The sequence below is a fragment of the Micromonospora sp. NPDC005174 genome (assembly GCF_040608495.1).
Classification (GTDB): Bacteria; Actinomycetota; Actinomycetes; order Mycobacteriales; family Micromonosporaceae; genus Micromonospora.
The window spans coordinates 85583-105472 of sequence record NZ_JBEXIJ010000013.1 but is presented as its reverse complement, the minus strand read 5'-3'; the positions used below and the strand labels follow the sequence as shown (position 1 = coordinate 105472).

General features: G+C 69.7%; 17 protein-coding genes and 3 tRNA genes. 8 read left to right on the top strand and 12 right to left on the bottom strand.

The window, feature by feature from the left end:
• Window positions 1-20: 20 nt before the first annotated feature.
• The 3 genes from ABZU91_RS16785 to ABZU91_RS16775 all read right to left on the bottom strand — a co-directional run bounded on the left by ABZU91_RS16785 (window position 21) and on the right by ABZU91_RS16775 (window position 1737).
• Window positions 21-869, bottom strand: coding sequence for a cytochrome c oxidase assembly protein (locus tag ABZU91_RS16785; protein ID WP_355240571.1), 849 nt, complete (start codon window positions 867-869; stop codon window positions 21-23).
• Entirely contained in the window at window positions 869-1399 is a 531-nt protein-coding gene (locus ABZU91_RS16780) for a DUF2243 domain-containing protein (protein ID WP_355240568.1), read from the bottom strand. The genes ABZU91_RS16785 and ABZU91_RS16780 overlap by 1 nt, the downstream gene beginning before the upstream one ends.
• Window positions 1400-1485: 86 nt before the next feature.
• Window positions 1486-1737: a hypothetical protein gene (locus tag ABZU91_RS16775; protein ID WP_355240565.1), complete on the bottom strand. Its 252-nt coding sequence runs from the start codon at window positions 1735-1737 to the stop codon at window positions 1486-1488.
• 371 nt (window positions 1738-2108) lie between these two features.
• Here ABZU91_RS16775 and ABZU91_RS16770 point away from each other — a divergent pair, with 371 nt between their 5' ends.
• Together ABZU91_RS16770 and ABZU91_RS16765 are read left to right on the top strand one after the other, a co-directional pair.
• Window positions 2109-2342: a GntR family transcriptional regulator gene (locus tag ABZU91_RS16770; protein ID WP_355240562.1), complete on the top strand. Its 234-nt coding sequence runs from the start codon at window positions 2109-2111 to the stop codon at window positions 2340-2342.
• Between the two features lie 264 nt (window positions 2343-2606).
• Window positions 2607-3173, top strand: coding sequence for an RICIN domain-containing protein (locus ABZU91_RS16765; protein ID WP_355240559.1), 567 nt, complete (start codon window positions 2607-2609; stop codon window positions 3171-3173).
• 530 nt (window positions 3174-3703) lie between these two features.
• Here the strand turns inward: ABZU91_RS16765 and ABZU91_RS16760 are convergent.
• Window positions 3704-4834, bottom strand: a complete 1131-nt coding sequence (locus ABZU91_RS16760; protein WP_355240556.1) for a LacI family DNA-binding transcriptional regulator — start codon at window positions 4832-4834, stop codon at window positions 3704-3706.
• A gap of 562 nt (window positions 4835-5396) precedes the next feature.
• Here ABZU91_RS16760 and ABZU91_RS16755 point away from each other — a divergent pair.
• Window positions 5397-8105, top strand: coding sequence for an RICIN domain-containing protein (locus ABZU91_RS16755; protein WP_355240553.1), 2709 nt, complete (start codon window positions 5397-5399; stop codon window positions 8103-8105).
• A 292-nt stretch (window positions 8106-8397) separates the two neighbouring features.
• Here the strand turns inward: ABZU91_RS16755 and ABZU91_RS16750 are convergent.
• Window positions 8398-8470: transfer RNA gene (locus ABZU91_RS16750), tRNA-Arg, on the bottom strand.
• Window positions 8471-8505: 35 nt separating this feature from the next.
• Window positions 8506-8596: transfer RNA gene (locus ABZU91_RS16745), tRNA-Ser, on the bottom strand.
• A gap of 928 nt (window positions 8597-9524) precedes the next feature.
• Between ABZU91_RS16745 and ABZU91_RS16740 the strand changes: the two genes are divergently transcribed.
• Window positions 9525-10136 carry a hypothetical protein gene (locus ABZU91_RS16740; protein ID WP_355240550.1) on the top strand — a complete coding sequence of 204 codons (612 nt, stop codon included), beginning with the start codon at window positions 9525-9527 and terminating at the stop codon, window positions 10134-10136.
• Between the two features lie 4 nt (window positions 10137-10140).
• Here the strand turns inward: ABZU91_RS16740 and ABZU91_RS16735 are convergent, their stop codons facing one another.
• On the bottom strand, window positions 10141-10911 hold the full coding sequence (locus ABZU91_RS16735) for a CPBP family intramembrane glutamic endopeptidase (RefSeq protein WP_355240547.1): 771 nt from the start codon (window positions 10909-10911) through the stop codon (window positions 10141-10143).
• A 144-nt stretch (window positions 10912-11055) separates the two neighbouring features.
• On the opposite strand from ABZU91_RS16735, the gene ABZU91_RS16730 reads away from it, so the two are divergent.
• Window positions 11056-12171 carry a globin domain-containing protein gene (locus ABZU91_RS16730; RefSeq protein WP_355240544.1) on the top strand — a complete coding sequence of 372 codons (1116 nt, stop codon included), beginning with the start codon at window positions 11056-11058 and terminating at the stop codon, window positions 12169-12171.
• 87 nt (window positions 12172-12258) lie between these two features.
• Here ABZU91_RS16730 and ABZU91_RS16725 read toward each other — a convergent pair whose 3' ends face one another.
• On the bottom strand, window positions 12259-13785 hold the full coding sequence (locus tag ABZU91_RS16725; RefSeq protein ID WP_355240541.1) for a peptide deformylase: 1527 nt from the start codon (window positions 13783-13785) through the stop codon (window positions 12259-12261).
• A gap of 262 nt (window positions 13786-14047) precedes the next feature.
• On the opposite strand from ABZU91_RS16725, the gene ABZU91_RS16720 reads away from it, so the two are divergent.
• Window positions 14048-14830 (top strand): IucA/IucC family C-terminal-domain containing protein, encoded by a 783-nt coding sequence (locus ABZU91_RS16720; protein WP_355240538.1) that lies wholly within the window; start codon window positions 14048-14050, stop codon window positions 14828-14830.
• A gap of 19 nt (window positions 14831-14849) precedes the next feature.
• Here the strand turns inward: ABZU91_RS16720 and ABZU91_RS16715 are convergent, their stop codons facing one another.
• Window positions 14850-16679 (bottom strand): hypothetical protein, encoded by a 1830-nt coding sequence (locus ABZU91_RS16715; protein WP_355240535.1) that lies wholly within the window; start codon window positions 16677-16679, stop codon window positions 14850-14852.
• 211 nt (window positions 16680-16890) lie between these two features.
• Here ABZU91_RS16715 and ABZU91_RS16710 point away from each other — a divergent pair, with 211 nt between their 5' ends.
• The gene (locus ABZU91_RS16710; protein ID WP_355240532.1) at window positions 16891-17601 is read left to right on the top strand and encodes a class I SAM-dependent methyltransferase; all 711 of its coding nucleotides are present in this window, start codon (window positions 16891-16893) and stop codon (window positions 17599-17601) included.
• A 110-nt stretch (window positions 17602-17711) separates the two neighbouring features.
• Here the strand turns inward: ABZU91_RS16710 and ABZU91_RS16705 are convergent, their stop codons facing one another.
• Window positions 17712-18254 carry a YbhB/YbcL family Raf kinase inhibitor-like protein gene (locus ABZU91_RS16705; protein ID WP_355240529.1) on the bottom strand — a complete coding sequence of 181 codons (543 nt, stop codon included), beginning with the start codon at window positions 18252-18254 and terminating at the stop codon, window positions 17712-17714.
• A 142-nt stretch (window positions 18255-18396) separates the two neighbouring features.
• On the opposite strand from ABZU91_RS16705, the gene ABZU91_RS16700 reads away from it, so the two are divergent.
• On the top strand, window positions 18397-18552 hold the full coding sequence (locus ABZU91_RS16700; protein ID WP_355240526.1) for a hypothetical protein: 156 nt from the start codon (window positions 18397-18399) through the stop codon (window positions 18550-18552).
• On the opposite strand, the gene ABZU91_RS16695 is transcribed toward ABZU91_RS16700, so the two are convergent.
• Together ABZU91_RS16695 and ABZU91_RS16690 are read right to left on the bottom strand one after the other, a co-directional pair.
• Window positions 18549-19535: a hypothetical protein gene (locus ABZU91_RS16695; protein WP_355240523.1), complete on the bottom strand. Its 987-nt coding sequence runs from the start codon at window positions 19533-19535 to the stop codon at window positions 18549-18551. The genes ABZU91_RS16700 and ABZU91_RS16695 overlap by 4 nt on opposite strands.
• A gap of 84 nt (window positions 19536-19619) precedes the next feature.
• Window positions 19620-19706 (bottom strand) — tRNA-Ser (locus ABZU91_RS16690).
• Between the last annotated feature and the right edge of the window lie 184 nt (window positions 19707-19890).

Below are 19890 nucleotides of genomic sequence, written 5' to 3'. Positions count from 1 at the left end.
CCGCCCGACTTTGCCCAGATTTATTGCCTATCGGAGATTGATACCACGTGCGAGCGCTGCGGCGCGGGGGTGTCGCCGGACCGGCTGCGGCGCTCGGGTCGCCAGGTCGCCACGAGGGCGGCGGCGAGGAGCAGCTCGGCGATGTCCCCGCCGTAGTACATGAGCTGCGCTCCACCCTGCACCTGTGGGATCGGGGCGTGGATGTCGACCCAGAAACCGCCGTACATCAGTTGCGAGATGACGGCGTGGGTCGCGATTGCGAGACCGAGGTAGACCAGCCGGGTGCGGACCCCGGGCCGCCGGGGCGCGGGGTCGGGGCCGGCGATGACGTAGGCGAAGAGGCAGCCGGAGAGCAGGAAGTGGGTGTGCAGCAGCCAGTGACCGACCGGATCGCCGGCGGCGAGGTGGTAGAGCGGGGTGAAGTAGAGCACGGCGAGGCTGGCGGTGGAGAGCAGGAAAGCCACCGCCGGGTGGGTCAGCACCCGAACCGGAACGCTGTGCAGCAGGGCGGTCAGTTGGCGGGCCCGGGGCGCGGGCAGAGCCCGCAGCACCAGCGTCACCGGGGCGGCGAGCACCAGCGCGAGCGGGGCGTACATGCCGATGAGCAGGTGTTGGGTCATGTGGCCGCGGAAGTCGGTGTGGGCGAAGGGCGCCAGCGGCGGCAGGAGCGCCACGGCCAGCAGGAGCAGCCCGACGGCGAAGCTCGCCGTACGCCAGCGGTTCCAACCCTGCACCGGGTTCCGACGGCGTACCCGCCCCGCCAGGTGCAGATAGAGGCCCGCGCAGGCGAGCAGGACGACGGCGGGCACCACCGTCTCGCCCAGGCCAACCCCCAGCGCCGCACTCTCGTGGTGCGGGTGGGGATCCATCAGACCTCGCGGTCGGAGTCGGCGACCCTGCCACCGCGCTGGAGCAACCAGCCGCCGATCAGCAGCAGCGCGCCGAAGACGAGGAACCCGATGTCCCACCAGAGTTGGTGAGGGCCACCGCGAACATGGTGGATGCCGAGGATCTGATGGTCCACCACGCCCTCGACGAGGTTGAACAACCCCCAGCCCGCGATGATCCAGCCCCAGAGCACGCGGGAGCCCCACACCCTGCGGCGGTCGTGACTGACGCGCGAGTACAGGATGGCCAGGCCAAGCAGCACTGCCAGCCAGCACACGACGTGGAAGATGCCGTCCCAGACGGTGTTCATCTCCAGGCCCGAGACCGTGTGCGGGTTGTAGTACCGCACCCCGATGCGATCCTCGTTCGTGCTGGTGAGCATGTGGTGCCACTGGAAGACCTGGTGCAGGAAGATCCCGTCGGCGAAGCCGCCGAGCCCCAGCCCCAGCACGACTCCGGGCAGTCGGAGGCCGACCCGGCCGAGCTTGCCCTCGTCCGCGGTGGTTGTCATCACCTCTCCGTCCCTCGTACCCGAGGTGGCCCTTTCTCCACGCTAGGGGCAGATAAACGGGATCGAGGCGGAACCGCGGTGATGGACTACGGAGATCTCTTGCTGCGGCACGACCGGGCGCCCGGGAGCTTCCGGACCCCGGCGGGCTGGACGAAGAGTTCCCGCCGGGCTACCGCCGCGCCTCGGGCGTCAAGCTCATACCCTTCGATCCAGACCCACCCGTCGTACGTGATCCGGTCTTCCAGGACACGGATGAGCCGGACGAAGAACGGCCGGGAGAACTGGACGCTGGCCGCCCGCGTGAGGAGCAGGAGGTCACCACTCCTGAATGGGTGCACGACCCACCGCCCGTCGCCAAGCCAGGATCCGCGCTCGGGCCACCGCAGCCCTCGGACACCAGCCGTCCGGGTGGCAGCGACTGCACCTCTGCATCCGGTGGTAGTCGATCACCGTCCAGGAAAGCTCCACCTCGAAGGGCACCGCGCTCACCGCTCACCCTCCGTGCACGGCTCCGCAGGATCGGTTCGATCGAGCGCTTCTCGACGGCGAGGGAGCGGCCAGAGCTTCACGAGGTGGCTCCTACCTGGGCGAATGGCTGACCCTGAGGGTAGTCGATCCTATACAGCCTGTACAGCCCGGCCAGCCTGCCTAGCCCAGGTTACCTGTACCCCACGACCATCCCGTGTAGCGCGTCCATATCGTGTCGATCATGATTGACGAGATGAGCCCGGTCCCCTTCTACATCCAGCTCGCCGATCTCCTCGCCAAGCAGATCGAATCCGGGAAGCTCAAGCCTCGTCAGCCGCTCCCGAGCGAGGCGACGTTGCAGCAGGAGCACGGCGTAGCTCGTGGCACGGTCCGCGCAGCGGTACGGCTGCTGCGGGAACGAGGGCTCGTCGTCACCTTCACCGGGCGCGGGACATTCGTCGCCGAGAAGCCGTAGCCCTTACCCCTCCCGGGCTGCTGGCGGAGATGGGGCAGCCCCAGACACGCACGCCGAGGCCCTGACGACACGCGAACCCGCCCGCGCTGCGTGCGCGGCTCCTGCTGGGCCTACGTGCGGCCCGCTGCCCACGTCGCTCGCGCCCTCACACCGCTCGACAGGTGCCCGCACCTGCCATCCGGCAATGCACTCAGAGATGCACATGTCTGACTGCCCCGGGTAGGGTCGTGCCCGTTGTTTGTTCGATCATTGGGGGGAACGAGTATGAAGCTGCGCAAATTCGCCGCTGTCTTCGCGGCGTTGGTCGGGGTGGCCGCCGCTGGGCTGGTCGGGCCGTCCGCTGCCTACGCTGCGGACAACGGACCGTGGGAGATCTTCCCCGCGAGCGCCGTCGACAAGTGCGTCGAAGTCCAGGGTGGTTCGACCGCGCCGAGCGCGCAGGTCCAGGTCTACACCTGCGCAACCTGGAGCGGGGGCGTCACGCCGCTGCACCAGCGCTGGATCTTCCGGCCCACCTCCGGTGGCTACCAGCGGATCATCAACGGCAAGACAGGCATGTGCGCCAACATCAAGGGCAGCACGGACGCCAACAGCACGAAGATCGTCCAGTACAACTGTGGTGGCAGCACGACGATGAACGACCAGTGGTACCCGCAGTTCGTACGGAAGATCGGCGGCTTCGACTTCTACCAGTTCAAGAGCCGGCTGAACAACACGAAGTGTCTCAACGTGCAGGGCAGCACCACGTCGAACGGCTCCGACCTGATCCTCTACCCGTGCAGCACGGCGGACAACGCCATCTTCTCCTGGGCCCCGGCGGTGCAGGCCTAGGCTGCGACGACGCAGTAGTGGACGCCGAGGGTCAGGCGCGGGACGCCCGCACCTGACCCTCGGCGCGTGGTAGATCGGGGACGGTTGTCGGACGAGCAGCCGAACGCCCGCAAGGGACAGAAATGCGGAGGGCCCGACTTGCGTTTCCGCAGGCCAGGCCCTCTTGATCTTGTGCGCCCGAAGGGACTCGAACCCCTAACCTTCTGATCCGTAGTCCAAAGCTCCGAGCGCATAACCCTACAAATAGAACTCCACCTAAAACTCGTCCGGCCGCAACCCTTTCGGTCCGTTCAAGTCCAAGTGCGCCCTCCCAGGCCCACGCCCTGCGCAAGCAGCCGATCCTGCCGTCCGCTCGATCGGTGGCGACGGGCGCGGCGGCGGTTGGGTCCGCGGCGATCGTGCCGGTGTTGGCGCGCGAGGTGCCCGTGTCGGGAGCACCGCGAGCACTCCTCGTCGCGACGTGGATTCTGGCCTGCACGCTCGCGCCTTCTCGGCAGAGGGATCGTGGAGGGTGGACGGATCTACGTTGATCAGGGCTGGGTGGATGGGACTTCGCTGCCGGCGGGCTGACCGTGCGGGCCACCGTGGGCCTGGGGGATCGCTCGGCGGCCACGTTCCGGGATCGGCCGGGGCGGTGGTGGAGCCGTCGAGGCGCGGACGACGAGCTCGACCGGTTGGTCGGCCGCCGGTGGAAGCTCGACGTCCGGCTTCTCGATGACCTGTACCAGCAGCGCGAGGCCCTGCCGCGCGACCTCGTCGAACGGCTGCCGCACGGTGGTGAGCGGGGGAGTGACGTAGGCGGCGACCGGGATGTCGTCGAACCCGACGACGCTGATGTCCTCGGGCACGCGGCGCCCGGCCTCGAGCTGCGCGCGGATGAGACCGATCGCCATGTCGTCGTTCGCGGCGAACACCGCGGTCACGGTGCCGTCGCCGGCCAGTTCCCGGCCCGCCGCGTAGCCGGACGCGGCCGACCAGTCGCCCTCGACGACCGGCGGCTCGTCCGCGCCGTGGGCTCGCAGCGCCTCGCGCCAGCCGGCGAGACGGTCCCGTGCCGAATACCACCGCTGCGGGCCGGCCAGGTGATGGACGGTCGCGTGCCCCAGCCCCAGCAGGTGCTCGGTCGCGGCCCGCGCGAGCCTGCCCGCGCCGACCCTGGCGGTCACCACCTGCGGCGCGGCGAAGGTGGGCGGCGCGCCGAGGACCAGGACCGGCACGTCGACGCTGATGAGGCCGACGCCCTCGTCGATCGGCTCGGAGATGACGACGCCGTCCACGCCCTGGCCCAGCAGCGACGCCAGGGCGCTCGCGATGCCGCCCGGGTCGCCCTCGATCGTGGCGGCCACCCGCAGCGTGTAGCCCACCTCCCGGACCGCCCGCTCGATGCCCATGAGCCATGACGCCGGCCCGTACAAGGCGCTGCCGAGCGTCACCACGCCGATCGACCGGGTCCGCCCGGAGGCCAGCGCCCGGGCCGCCTGGTTGCGCCGGTAGCCGAGCTCCTCGGCGGCGTCCAGGACCCGCCGGCGCACGTCGGCCGAGACATACGGCTCGTCGTTGAGGACCCTGGACACCGTCTTCTGGGAGACGCCGGCCAGCCGCGCGACGTCCACGCTGCGCGGCGTCGGAGGGCTTTCACCCGGCCTCGCCAGTCGCGTCACGGCACCTCCCATCGCCAGCCATAGTCCTGTATGATTGCGTAGTCATGTCTACGCAGTCAGACACTCACCGTTAAGAGCACGCAACCCGCCCGTGACGCTGGCAAGGCACGTTCCCTGCCAGCACCCTAACTCCAATTTCGAACCGAACAAGTCAGGCCGGGCGCCCGCCGACTTCACCGAAGACCACGGGCTGTCCACACCTTCAGCGTCTCACGCGGCCGGCACCGCAGCGGCGAATCGGTTCGCTATTCGATCGGCACTGCGTCGGTGGGTCGGCGACACGGAATGCCTGAGCGCGATGACCTCGCACTCCGGTAGGGCTGTATCTATCGGCGGCCACCCGAAGCCTGCGAGGCATCAGGAGCAGGAGTTAACCGTCTTGAAACCTTGACTTCACGCTCGACGCACCCATTAATACATACCTATGTATTTGGGCCGCAACCAGCCTTTCCGGCTGGTCGGCGACGCCGGCAAATTTGTCGAATCGGTTCGAGACTCGGCCTTGAAGGCTGTGCCCTGAACCGGTCTTGCGGAGCTGGCGGATGAGTCACAGGAGGCAACCGTGCATGATACGAACGTCCACTGGGGTGGCCGATTGTCGGCGTTGGCCAGAGGGTTGGCCGCGACCGTGGCGCTCGCCCTGCCCCTGACGCTGGGTGGGCTGACCCTGGCGACCCCCGGGTCGGCCCTGGCCGCGCCGGTCGAGACGCAGAGTGTCGCGGCCGCCGGACTTGACGGTGTGGCGGCCGGTAGCGCCGCGATCGCCTCGGTCGATCTGAGCGGGACATGGAACTTCACGCCCGCGGGTCGGGGGGCGACCACGATCGCGGTACCCGGTGGCGGCTGGTACAAGCAGGGCTTCACCACCGTGAACGAGGCGGTGTACTCGCGCAGCATCACCGTGCCGGAATCGGGGCAGCCGCAGTCGACCTGGATCGAGTTCGGCGCCGTCAATCACCAGGCGACACTGTCGGTCGACGGCCGCGTGGTCGCCACCCAGACGACGGCGTTCACCCCGTCGAACTTCGACATCAGCGCATACGCGGCGCCCGGCACCACCCACACGATCACCGTGAACGTGAAGGGCCGCGGCGCGTTGAAGGCATCCAACGGCCGGTACCTGGTGCCCGACGCCGCCACGTGGTCCGAGGCGATACCGCAGGGGATCTTCGGGTCCGCGTTCCTGCGGGTGTACCCGGCGGTGTACGTCAGCGACACATTCGTGCGTACGTCGGTGGCGAACAAGACGCTGACCTACGACGTGACGGTGCGGAACACGTCGGGCAGTTCCCGGTCGGTGACGTTGACCGGGTCGCTGTCGTCCCACAACGGAACGGCTTTCAGCTACCCGGGACTGCCCAGCCGTACGGTCACCGTGGCGGCCAACTCGATCGCGACCGTGACCGTCGGTCCGGTCGCGTGGAACCTCGACAGCACCTCGTACTGGTGGCCCAACGTGCCGTACCGGTCGGGGTACCGGGCGCAGCTGCACGGGCTGACGGTGCATGCCGTCACCGACGACGGCCGGACGAGCGACGCCGAGTACCGGTTCGGGTTCCGGGAGGCCACCCAGAACGGTGACTACTACTACCTCAACGGCGTGCGCGTGAACTTCCGCGGCGACAACCTCCAGGGTGCCGACTATGACCGGATCGACAACGGCGGCAAGGGCGACGCGTACCACACCCTGCCCGGCTTCCTGCCCCCGTCGTCCGGCAACGGCGGCTGGCCGCAGGCGGTGGACAACTACCAGCGGCTGAACTACAACGTGGTGCGCATCCACCAGGAGCCCGGAAGCTCGTACATGTTGGATGTCGCCGACGAGATGGGCCTGATGATCATCGACGAGGTCGCGATTCGCGGCTCCCAGTCCTCGCAGGAGTGGCAGAACTCCGTCGGCCGCGACAACATGATCAACCACGCCCGTGCGCTGGTCCTGCGCGACCGCAACCACCCCGCGATCATCCGCTGGAGTCAGAACAACGAGCCGAACCAGAGCGGCCAGGATTCCGAGCAGTTCGAGAAGGACCTGTACGCGGCGATGAACGGCGCCGACGGCACCCGGCCGATCATTGTCGAGGTGGGCGTCGGCAACAATGTCAGCCTGTATCCCGGGATGACCTACGCCAACTTCGCGGTGATTCCGCACTACGTCGACGGCTTCGGCAGGTACGGGGAGGGCCTGGTCAGCGTGAACGGGCGGCCCGACGGCGAGGGCGAGTTCATCTGGCCGGCATGCAACAACAAGCAGGGCTTCGAGTGGTTCGCCACCGCGACTGCTGCCAAGCGCGGCAAGGGCGCCACCGACCTGCGCCCGTACACGCTGCTGTCCGCTTGGGCCAGCGTGGTGCCGGGCGTGCGGTCCACCGACTTCACCCCGGAGGAGGGCGGTCACCCCATCTACGGCGTGGACAACCTGCCCGATCCGTGGAGCAACGCGCAGATCCAGCGCGTGCAGGCGGCGTTCAACCCGGTGGCCGCGATCGACCTCCCGTACTGGTCCGCCTCCGGTAACTCGGACTCCAACGGCAGCTTCCCGCTGGCGCAGGCGGTGCCCAGCTACGCCCGCAATGCCACGGTGACCCGCAACATCACCGTGTTCAACGACGACTTCACCAACACCTCCGTGGGCTTCACCTGGACCGCCCGGCTCGACAGCCCGACCGGCGCGGTCGTCGCGTCCGGCAACAGCACCCTGACCGTCCCGCTCGGCTCACGGGTCACCCAACCGGTGTCCTTCACCGCCCCCGCCACCGGCAGCCGCGTGTACCTGCAGCTGTCGACCGCCAAGTCCGGCAGCACCGTCTTCACCGATGCGGTCGAGTACCTCAACCTCAGTGGAAGCGGTGGAACCGGGCCGGCAGCAGGCACCTACCGCATCGTCAACCGCAACAGCGGCAAGCCCCTCGCCATCGCCGGCAACTCCACCGCCGACGGCGCCAAGGCGGTCCAGCAGAGCGGCTCCCCCACCTGGACGATCAGCACCACGCAGGACGCGTACACCCTGCGCTACACCGCCTCCGGAAAGATGCTCGACGTCAACGCCGCCAGCACCACGCAGGGCCTGCAGCTACAGCAGTGGTCGGCCAATGGCGGTGCCAACCAGTCGTGGTACCTGCGGCCCACCGGTGACGGCTACTACACCATCGTCAGCCGCAGCAGCGGACTCGTGGCCGACGTCTCCGCCGCCTCGACCAGCGACGGGGCGCAGGTCGTGCAGTGGACCGCCAACGGCGGGACCAACCAGCAGTGGCAGTTCGTACCCGCCTGACCAGTGGCAGAGGTGGTTGACAAGTCCGACCGCCGGTGACCGCCTGACGATCATTGTGAGGTCTACTCGGGCGCGGGGGTTCCCGCGCCCGGGTAGATCATGACCCGATCTCATGCCGCCCATCTTCTTGCCGGATCAATCGGCAATGCAGAACCGAGAGCAGGTCAACGTACAAGCGACCCAAGCATGATTACGAAAAGTGACGACGCCCACCTGACACCCAGTGCCAACCGGGACGATCAACAAAAAACGCCTGACCGCATTTCCGCAGGTCAGACGTCTGATGATCTTGTGCGCCCGAAGGGACTCGAACCCCTAACCTTCTGATCCGTAGTCAGATGCTCTATCCATTGAGCTACGGGCGCTCGTGCTCAGCCAGCATACACACCCGGCTTTCGCGCGGAGACTCCGGGATTCGAACCCGGGAGGGGCTTTAAGACCCCAACCGCATTAGCAGTGCGGCGCCATAGACCAGACTAGGCGAAGTCTCCCTGGTGGCCCGCAGACCACCGCGCCCGAGGATACAGGTCGGCACCCACCGGGAGCAAAACGACTTCCGGGGTACGCCGACCGAGGCACGCCGCCACGGTATTTCCCCGCTGTGCGGCGACGTGATCGGGACTACGCTCCATCGATATGCAGGAGCAGCCGCCCAGCGAACCGACCCACCAAGAGCCTGCTGAGCGTACGCGTCGGCGCCCGGCGCGGGCCACGTTCACGCCGCCGCAGGTGACCGAGCAGTCCGCCGAGACCGCGCCTGCGGCACCGGCGAGCCCGCGTCCCCGCCGGGCCAAGGCGGCACCGGTGATCTTCCAGCCACCTGAGCCGGACCGTCCCCTGCCTGGACAGCCGGCGCCCGCCCCCGCCGCCACGGACAGCGTGACAGTCGAGCCGCCCGCCGCCGAGGACGCGGCGCAGGCCGGCCCGGTGCAGGAACCGACAGGCCAGCCACCGAGGAAGCGGGCTCCCCGACCGCGCAAGACCGCCACCAGCACGGCTGCCGTCGCACCGACACCACCCCCGCCAGCGCCGGCCGTCCCGGATGCGACGCCTGTCACGCCCGAACCGGCCGAGATCACGCCGATCCCTCGCAAGCGCGCCACGCCCACCCGAGCCACGCCCACCCGCGCCACGACCCCGGGCAGGAAGACCCCGGGCAAGGCAACCTCGCGCTCGACGACCCAGGACAAGCCGACTCCGGACCCAGCCACGCCGCCCGGGTCCACCCCGCGCGAGGTAACACCGGAGAAGGCCACCCCGCGCAGTGCCGCCGGGGCGAAGGCGGGAGCACCCGCGGTCGCACCGGCACCCACGCCAGGAGCGACTTCCGCGATCACCCCCCAGCCGGCCGCAGCGGCGGTTTCATCGGCTGACCCAGAGGCGGCTTTCCCTCGTACCCCGGAATCGGACTTGCGGTCCGTGGCCGTTCGCCTACGCGACCACCCCGGCTTCGCTCCGGAGTTGCTGGCGCTGGAGGCGGTCCGGACGCTCGGTCCGGGCGCCGCCGAGTGGGCGCGGCGGCTGCGGGACCGCTACCCGGACGCCTCGGCGGACGGTCTGGCCCGCCTGGCGACCCGGCGGTACGTGCGGGCGGCGGGGGTGGGAGGGGCTGCGGCGGCGCTGGCGGGGCTCTTCGCGCCGTTGGCGGAGCTGCTGTCGGTGCTGTGGACCCAGTCGAACCTGGTGCTGCACCTGGCGGCGGCCTACGGCCGGGACCCGTCGCATCCCGATCGGGCCGAGGAATTGCTGGTGTTGACCCAGGTGCATCCGGACGCGGCGAGCGCGCGGGCGGCGCTGGCCGGTGCGCGGGACCCTGGCGATCCGGTGGAGGGAACGTGGCCGAGGGCTGCGGAGGCCGCGTGGCGGCTGGCCGCGCCGCTCACCGCGCAGGCCGGCGGCTGGGTGGCGCTGCGGTTGGCGTCCCGGCTGGTGCCGGGCGCGGCTGTGGTGGCCGCCACGTTGGGCGACGCGGCGGCGGCCGACCGGCTCGCGGCGCGGGCGATGGCCGCCTACCGAACGGGCCGGCGCTGACCCGTCACAGCCAGTCGAACCACTCCCGGGGCAGCGACGCGTAGCCGACGAAGGCGACCACGTCGAGCACGGTGTGCGCGATGATCAGGGGCATCACCCGACGGGTACGCAGGTAGAAGAGGCTGAACACGACGCCCATCACCGCGTTGCCGACGAACGCGCCGAAGCCCTGGTAGAGGTGGTAGGAGCCGCGCAGCAGCGCGCTGGCCGCGATGATCGCGGCCAGCCGCCACTGGAGCTGGCGCAGCCGGGTGACCAGGTAGCCGACCACGATCACCTCCTCCAGCACGGCGTTCTGCACGGCGGCGAGGATCAGCACCGGGACCGCCCACCAGACGTGCGGCAGCGCCGCCGGCACCAGCGTGGCGTTGAGGCCGAGGTGCGCCGCCACCCAGAACAGGGCCAGGCCGGGCAGGCCGATCAGCGCGGCCAGGCCGGCGCCGCGCGCCAGATCCTGGCCGGGCCGCCGCGCGTCCAGGCCGAGGGTCCGCGCCGGGTCGCCGGGGTCCCGACTGAGCAGGTGTACGGCGAGCAGCACCGGAAGCAGCGCGAACACGATGCCGAGGAGTTGGTACGTCAGGTCCAGCCAGGGGCGGGCCGACGCGGAGGTGTTCAGTGACGCGGTCTGCTTGGACAGCGGCCCCTCGGCGGTCAGCTTCGCGATGATCGAGACCACCGCGTAGACGGCCGACTGGCCAAGGGACAGGCCGAGGACCAGCAACGTTTCGGTCCCCAGCAGCCGGCGGGACACCGGGCGGGTCAGCTCTACGGTCACCGCACCACTGTGCCCGACGGACGGCGTGGCAGGCAGCACCGATCGGTCGGCATGAACCGATCGCACATTCTGTGCGACCGATGTGCACGCTCCGTGGAGATTCTATCGGTGCCCGATCCGCTGTCGTCTGGAGAAGGAGCACCGGTGGACAACGTCGCACGGTTGCTGAAGGAGAGCTGGACCCTGGTCGAGGAGGACCGGGAGCGGCTGACCGGGCACTTCTACGCTCGGGTGTTCCTGCTCGACCCCGCTCTACGGCAGCTCTTCCCGGTGCAGATGACCGGCCAGGGTGACCGCCTGCTGGAAGCGATCATCACGGCGATCCACACCGTGGGCGATCCGGAGAGCTTCGACGAGTTCCTGCGCGCGCTGGGCCGCGACCACCGCAAGTACCACGTCGACGACCGGCACTACGCCACGATGGGCGTCGCGCTGCTCGACGCGCTGCGCAGCACGGCCGGCGACGGCTGGAACCTGGAGTACGACCAGGCGTGGCGGGACGCGTACGCGGCCATCGCGGCGAAGATGGTCGCCGGGGCGGCCGACGACGACAACCCGCCGTTCTGGCACGCCGAGGTGCTGACGCACGAGCGCCACGGCCCGGACATCGCCGTGCTGACCTGCCGAGCCCTGCAACATCCACTGCCCTGGCAGGCGGGCCAGTACGTCAGCCTGGAGCTGCCTCGCTTCCACCCGAGGGTGTGGCGGAACTACTCGGTGGCGAACGCCCCGAACGACGACAACGTGCTGGAGTTCCACGTACGGAGCCCGGGCGCGGGATGGGTGTCCGGCGCGCTGGTCCGGCGGGTGCGGCCCGGGCAGCTGCTGCGCCTGGCGGCGCCGATGGGGTCGATGACCCTGGACCGTTCCTCCGAGCGGGACATCCTCTGCGTGGCCGGCGGCGTCGGGCTAGCGCCGATCAAGGCGCTGGTGGAGGAGTTGGCCACCTACAACCGGACGCGGTGGGTGCACGTCTTCTACGGCGCCCAGCAGGCGTCCGACCTGTACGGGCTGGCCGGTTTTCAGGACCTGGTGGCGGCACACCCGTGGTTGTCGGTCACCGCGGCGTGCAGCGACGACCCGGACTTCGACGGCGAGCTGGGCGACATCGCGGACGTGGTGGCCCGGTACGGCCCGTGGACGACCCACGACTGTTACGTGTCCGGCTCGGCGCAGATGGTCCGGTCGACCCTGCGGGTGCTGGCCGCCGACGAGGTACCACCGCCGAACATCCGCTACGACACGTTCGGCGATCTCTAGACGTTCCTCCCCCCACACCGGGGCGCGTGCCCCTGCCCCCTGGGGCGCGCGCCCCGGTCCCCCTCCCTGAGTCGGCAGCGCCAGGTCTCAGTAGCGCCAGGGGCGCCCGGTCTCGCGGTATTCCTCGACCGGCACCAGCGGCACGCCGGGTGCCATCCGGTCGACGTAGAGCCGGCCCTGTAGGTGGTCGATCTCGTGCGCGACGAGCCGGGCCATGCCGAACTCGAACGACGTGATGATCCGGCTGCCGTCCCACTGGGCGTGTTCGACGTCGAGTCGCAGCGGGCGGGGCACCAGACCTCGATGGTCGAAGAAGGAGAGGCACCCCTCGTACTGCTCGTCGGTCTCCGGGTCGGCGTCGACCACCCGGGGGTTGAGCAGGACGACCGGTTCCGCCGAGCGGTCGGGAGGCCGGACGACGGCGGCGGCCCGGCCGATGCCGAGCTGCGGTGCGGCGATGCCCACTCCCTTGCTGAACGGGTGCAGCTCGTCGAGCCGGGACAGCGCCATGGTGAGGCGCTCCACGATGCCGCGGGCCACCTGCTCCTCGCCGGGCAGGTCGAACTGTCGAACCGGCTGGCGGAGGAGATCGTCGCCGCGCTGCACGATGCCGATCCCGCGCATCCGGTCGCTGGGGCGGACCCGGGTGCTGTCGGTGCCGGCGTCCGGGTCGGTGTCGGGCCGAGCCCGGAAGCGCCACTGCATCCGGTAGCGCGCGTTGAGCGGCGGGTCGTCGGTCTGCCAGCCGAAGATCGCCCGGTCGTCCTCGTCGTGTCGCTGCGGGGCGGTCCGCAGTGGGCCTTCCTCCGCGGAGAGCGAAGTCTCCACGCCCCAGACCTGCGGGTCGAGCGCCGCCGGTAGATCCAGGCGTACGGCGAGGTGCCGGGTGGGCAGCCGGACGGCCCGCTGGAACCAGGGGCCCCACTTCTCGTGTCCGACGCTGTACGCGTACTCGATGCTGGTCCGGTCGCCGGGGTAGAGCGGGAACCGGCGTTCGCTGTTCTCGAAGAGGAGCCAGATCTCCTTGAACGCGTCCCGGTCGTGTTTCGCCCGCCAGTGCATCGGCTCCGGATCGCCGGTGCCGTCGTCGCGTCGGGCCTGTAGTTGCAGTTCGGCGAAGGTGAGCGGGTGCTCCCGGTGGTGCCGGTTGGAGCGACCGGGATCGTTCGGGTAGCGGTCGACCGCCACGCGTACGAGGTAGCGGGTGACCGGGTCCGTGCCCGCGTTGTACAGCTCACGGTGGATGACGCACCGGTAGCCGTTGTCGGTGTGGATGAGGGTGGCCAGTTCCCGCTCCACCACCAGGCCGGTGCCGGGGGGAAGCCACTGGCCGGGCAGCGAGGGCTCGCGCTGCGGATGGCCGGAGCGGGCGTGCCGGAGGTCGTCGTACTCCCGGAAACGCTGCCAGATCGCGCCGCTGGCCTCCAGGACGGCCTCGGCACGGCGGGCGAAGTCCTCGGTCGGGCGGTGTCGACGGCCCTCGACGTGACTCACGTAGGACGGGTCGAAGCCCATCAGCACGGCCAGTTGCTTCTTGGAGAGGCCCCGCCCGGCACGCTGCCGGGCAAGCTCGGCCGCAAAGGACTCGGCAGCCCGTTCGAGGGGTGAGGTCATCGGCTTCCTCGCGGCCGGGAGTATCAGTTTCACGTTCCGTGGCCGGACGCACACTTGACTGGCATGTTCCCGACACACCGCTTGACAGCTCCGGGGCCTCCCCGTCTGCCCGGATACGGCAGCCCCTGTCGCTCGGATTACAGAGACTCGCGTATACCGACGAGCTTGGTTAGGCTAGCCTTAGCTTCGGACGGCATCTGACCGTCCGCCGGGGCACGCTCCCCGGCCACTCGGACGGGGGACGGCTCAGGTGACAGCGGTGATGCCGAGGCGGGACGTGGCCGCCACGCCGCTCGCGCCCGTCACCGCCGCGCTGCGGGCGATGTTCGGCACCGACGACCTCCCCGGGCTCGCCCGGGGCCTGCTCGTCGACGACGAGTTCGGCTGGGCGCCCGCCACCACCCTCATCGACGGCACCCGCCTGCCGGAGCTGCTGCGCGCGGCGAGCGTCCGCTGGGGCGGCACGCCGCACGCCTGCGCCGCGCTGGCCTGGAAGTCGTACAGCTACTGGACGGCGCTGCCGGTCGTGCTCGGTTGGGCCTCGGCCCGCCGGGTGCCGCTGCTCGACCCCTCCGACGTGCTGATCCACTTCGAGGACCACCGCCCGCTGATCACGCTGGGCCTGCGCCACGGCACCACCGTGGCGGTGCTGCCGAGCGACCCGCTGGCGCTGTCCGGCCTGCCGCAGGTACGCGTCGTCGCCGGCGAGGCGGAGCTGCTGGCCGCGCTGCGCGCCTCCCTGCTCGACGCCCACCTCGCCCCGCTGATCGCGGCGATCCAGGCGGAGGTACGGGTGGGCACCAGGACGCTGCTCGGTTCGGTCGCCTCCGGCATCGCGCACGGCATCCTGCGCGCTGCGGACGGGCTGCCCGGCTCGACGGTGGAGAGCATCGACACCCTGCTCGGCGCGCTCGACCTGGCCGACCTTGTCGAGCTGGTCCCCGGCCCCACCGGCGAGCCCAGCGTCCAGCGCCGCACGTGCTGCCTGGCCTTCACACTGCCCAGCCCCAAGGTCTGCCAGGGCTGCTGCGTCCGACAGGGCTGATCAGGCGCGATCCCGTCGTTCAGTCGGTCAACGCTCGGACGTCCCACACCCAGACGCCGCCGGTGAAGGTCGGTTGGATACCGGTCAGCTCGGTCATCCCGCGGCGCAACTCCGTCTCGTGCTCGTGCGGCCCGAGGATCACCACGCCGGCTCGCCAGTAGCGCAGGTCGTCGACCGCCTTGACCCGACTCTGCGGGGTGATCGGCGGCACCGCGCCGGTGCGCCGGATGGTGGCGAAGAAACTGCTGGTGGGCCGGGGCGGCGCGGTGAACAGCGCGACCTTCGGCGGCTGGGCGCTCGGGCGGGTGTCCGGGCCGAGGAAGTAGCCCCGGGCCAGCGGCATGCCCAGCCGGGTCGCGGCCGCCCAACGCAGTGGCTCCGCGTAGTTGGTGTCCGGCAGCGGCAGGGTCACCACACTGCGCCCACCAGCCACGTACGGCCGCCATGCCCCACTGGTCACGAAGGTGGGGACCGGGTCCAGCTGGACCACGGGCAGCGGGGTCGGCAGGATCGGCAGCAGGGCCATCGTCAGCACGGTCGCGGTGGCGAAGCGGATCTGCGGTCGGGCGGCCGGACGCGTACGGGCCAACTCGCGGGCACGCTCGGCGCCGTAGGCGAGCAGCACCCCGACGATCGGAGTGATCGCCAGCGCCCACCGGGTCGGCACCACCGAGTGCAGGATCGGCAGGTTTTCCAGCGCCGCCCAGGGCCCGGGCACGCCGGTGCCGCGCCCGTCGAAGCGGATCTCCCGTCCGAGCGAGAGCACGGTGAAGAGCAGCCCGAGCCCGGCCAGCGCGAGCACCACCGCCGACCGCCGCAGCCACCAGACGAGGGCGACCACCAGCACGAGCAGCGACCAGCCGAAGAAGCTGTTCTCCTCGGTCGGGTTCTTGGCCAGGCCCGCGGCGGTGCGCGGGCTGCCGGCCAGCGACTCCCGGGAGTACGCCACGAACGACGCGAGGTCGCTGGAGTAACCACGGATCAGGCCGGACAGCCCGGAGTAGGCGCCGGGTCCGAAGAACTGCACATACAGCGGGTACGCGAGCAGCAGGCCGGCGACCACGGCGGCGACGGCCAAGCCGGCGAGGAAGGGTCGGATCCGTGACCGCAGAGCGGGGCGAGCGAGGGCCAGCACCCCGACGATCACCCCGATCCCGATGGCGGTCATCAGCAGGATCTCCAGATTGAGGAACGCCTGCCAGACGATCACCAGCGCAAGCAGCACACCGTTACGCAGCCAGTGGCCGGCGTCGGCGAGCCGCAGCGTACGCCAGATGATCAGTGGGACGACGAACTGCGACACGATGTTCGGGTGCCCGTTGGCGTGCGACACCATGGCCGGCGCGAACGCGCAGAAGCCGGCACCCAGCCAGGCCGGCCCCCGGCTCCTGACCAGGACCCGGGAGAGCAGGAAGTACCAGGCCGTGGCAGTGGCGATCATTCCGAGAGTAAGAAAGAGCAGGAATGCGGCACGTGGTCCGAACAGCAGGGTAATTGGCGTCATTGGTAGTGAAATGGATAATACGGACGTATTTGCCATCAGGTTGACGCCGTCCGGCACGTTCATCCGGTCCGAATGGAACGGGTACGCGAATTGCGTGACCACCCGCGCACCGTGCGCCATCATCCATTCGAACTGCGACTGGTCCGAGCGGTTGTCGCGCACTCCACTGCCCGGGTTCCACCAGAGACGCCCGGTGACCCAGAAGCCGAGTACCACGAAGCTCAGCACGGCCGCCGGGTCGGCCCACTTCCCGTTGCGGCGCAACCGATCGCCGCCGCCGGGCTCCTCCACCGGCGATGCGGTGGCCGGGCCGTCGCCGGGAGCGTCCGATTCGGGAGTAGTCATGACAATTCATAGGGTAGTCAGCGTATGACGGTGCCGTGACATGTTTCGGGGTACTGCCGTACTATGTGCCGGGTTCGCCGACCGCCGATCACGTGCCCACCCCCCGACCGCAATTCGGCCAACCGCTCCCCCGTTTCCTTCGCCATCCAAGCGGATGATTCACTCTGTCGGTCCAGGCACGGGTCGAGTTCATATCGTGAGGAATCGACGCATGGCAGAAATCACTGGGGATCAGCGCGTCCAGTCCGAGGTGCTGGAAGGCCTGGCGACGGCCGTCAACCACCGTCGTTGGTTCGTCGAACTGGCGGTGCCGTACCTCGGTGACGACCCCATCGAGATCGGCAGCGGCCTCGGCGACTACGCGCTGGAATGGTCTCAGCGGCTGCCCCGGTTCACCGCCACCGAGGCCGACCCCGACCGGCTCGTGCAACTCAAGGAGCGGCTGTCCGCCCAGCCGGGCATCGACGTCCGGCAGATGCTGCTTCCGCACAGCGACCGGGGCAACTACAGCGCCGCCGTCTCGTACAACGTCCTCGAGCACATCGACGACCACGTGGGCGCGCTGCGGAGCATGCGCGACCTGGTCCGACCCGGCGGTGCGGTGATCATCATCGTGCCGGCGTTCCAGTTCGCCATGAGCCCGGCCGACATCGCCACCGGCCACGTCCGCCGCTACACGAAGAAGACGCTCGGTGCGGCGATGACCGAGGCCGGCCTGACGGTGGAGAAGATCCACTACGCCAACGCGCTCGGGTTGATCGGTTACTTCATGGCCACCAAGGTCTTCCGGCTGATGCCGAAGGAAGGGCCCATGGTCAAGGTCTACGACACCCTGGTCCTGCCCGCCACCAAGGCCGCCGAACAGGTCGTCCGCCCCCCGTTCGGCCAGTCCGTCTTCGCGGTGGCCCGCGTCCCGGCCTGACCCACGCACCCCTCTCTTCGCCGATCTTGCACTTTCGGTCGTCGACACGTCCCTTGTATGGGGTTATGTCGGCGCAGAAAGTGCAAGATCGGCGCGGCCAGGGGCGGTGGTTACTCCTTGGTCTGATGCGTGGGGCGGATTACTGCTCGTGCCAGGGTGTGGAAGGTCAGGTTGAAGCCTACGTAGGCCGGGCTCGCATCCGGGGTCACGTCGAGGCGGTCGACGTCTAGGGCGTGCACCGCGAAGACGTACCGGTGGGGGCGGTCACCGGGCGGCGGCGCCGCACCCCCGTAGCCCTGCGCGCCGTAGTCGTTGCGGACCGAGAACGCGCCCCCGAGATCGGTGCCCGCCGCGCCCCCGGCACCGGTGGGCAGCTGCGTGACGTCGACCGGCACGTTCACCAGCACCCAGTGCCAGAAGCCGCTGCCGGTCGGCGCGTCCGGGTCGTAGCAGGTGACGGTGAAGCTCTTGGTCTCGGCGGGGAAGTCCGACCAGGCCAGCTGCGGGGAGACGTTCTCACCGCCGGCGCTGCCGTGCGCGTGCCGGATGTCCATCGGCTCGCCGTTCTGCACGTCGTCACTGGTGAGCGTGAACGAGGGAACGGTCGGCAGCAGCTCGTACGGGTCCGGGGCGATCGGTCGTTCCAGAGTCATCGGGACGGGTCCTTCCGGAGTGGGCAGATACCTGCCTCTTCATACCCCTTTCCACGCCGTGGAACGACCGATTGGTCGGGGTGTGCCGGATCACGGGGGCGGGCTAAGGTGGTGCCCCTGCAACGTCCCACGGGGGGAATCCTTGCTCAGCATCTGGCGAGACTTTCTGGTCGCCGTCGTCGGCGTCCTGCGCAAGCCGGACGAGCAGGCGCTCGCCGAGGAGCGCCGACGCGCCGTCGAACGACTCGCCGACACGACGATCCGGGAGAGTCGGCCGGACAAGCCCGCAGCCTCCTAGGCGGGATTGAGAACCACCTTGTCAAGATCGGGCATCTGGTCGGTTTCGTGGTAGAACCTGAAAATCACCGGCCCTGCCGTCACATCGACGGGGAAGGTGAAGACCCTCGGCGTCAGCCAATCACCTCCAGCCGCCACCGTGAACGTTCGCGGGCTTGCACCGTTGACACTGACCTTCAGAGGCCGCGAAACGGCACTCTCGTAGGAAACCGACGCGTTCCACCGTCCCGCTACGGCGACAGCGGTGTGGACCACGAGATAATTGCTTCCCCCGAGGTATATGACCTTGGCGCCACCCTCGCAGGTCGGGCACTTCGCCACCAGCGCGCCGTGCAGCTCGTTGCCCGGGTCCTCCGCCTGTACGGCGACCGGACTGACCGCCGGCAACGGGGGCGGAGTGGGCGGCGCCGGTCGTGGCGTGGCACCTGCCACTGCGCGCGGGGTGACCGGTGACGCCGATCCGGCCGTGGTGGGCACGGCCGCAGCCGAAACGGTAGTCGCCGAGGGTGTCGGTGACGCCTCGGGTGCGGCGGACCCCCCGGGGGTGGTGGTTGCCGCCGGCGGGGTGGCGAGGGCCGGACCGGAGGCGATTTGGTCGGACGCGCCGCCGATCACCCAGGGCAGGACGACGGCTCGGCCGGTTGTGTGATGGGAACGTGGGCCGAGGCTGAGCGCGAGGACGGCCAGAAGCGCGCCGAGCAATCCGGCAATGAACGCGAAACGCCGCGGGCCGGACCAACCCCGGACATTCGCCCGACGCACCCCCTCATACCTGTCGCTTCCACCACCCGAACCCGGGCTGGCCCGCCGCGCGTTGATCCGGTCGATCGCTGTTGTTTGCTGTTGCTGGTTCTTGCCAGCTTCCGTGCCCATACCGACGTCCCCCAGACCAGGCCCAGTGCTGGGCATTCGGCTGACAGGACGGACGATGGCACCGGCAGGTTCACGCAGTCTGCGGATAACGACGCCGTCGGAGCTGTTCACGCGTACGCCATCAGGGCGCAAAGAAAGCTCGTTGATGGTTTCGGAGGCACCACCGGCCGCGAACCAGCTCTAGGCGGTGATCGGCGGAGGGTGTGGGATTCGAACCCACGAAGACATCGCTGCCTTACCGGTTTTCAAGACCAGCGCCATCGGCCACTAGGCGAACCCTCCCGGACCACCACCCGCAGGTGCGCGGCCGTGAACAGTCTGCCACGACACGCGCCGGCCGGCTCGGTGTGCCTCCCGGAAAGCGCCGGCCAGGCGGCAGCTCCGCCGTCCACTGTGGCGTTGATCGGCTCGGGTCCCTTGAAACCGGGGCATCCCGCGCGCCGGGATGCCGCGATTTCGCGGAAGC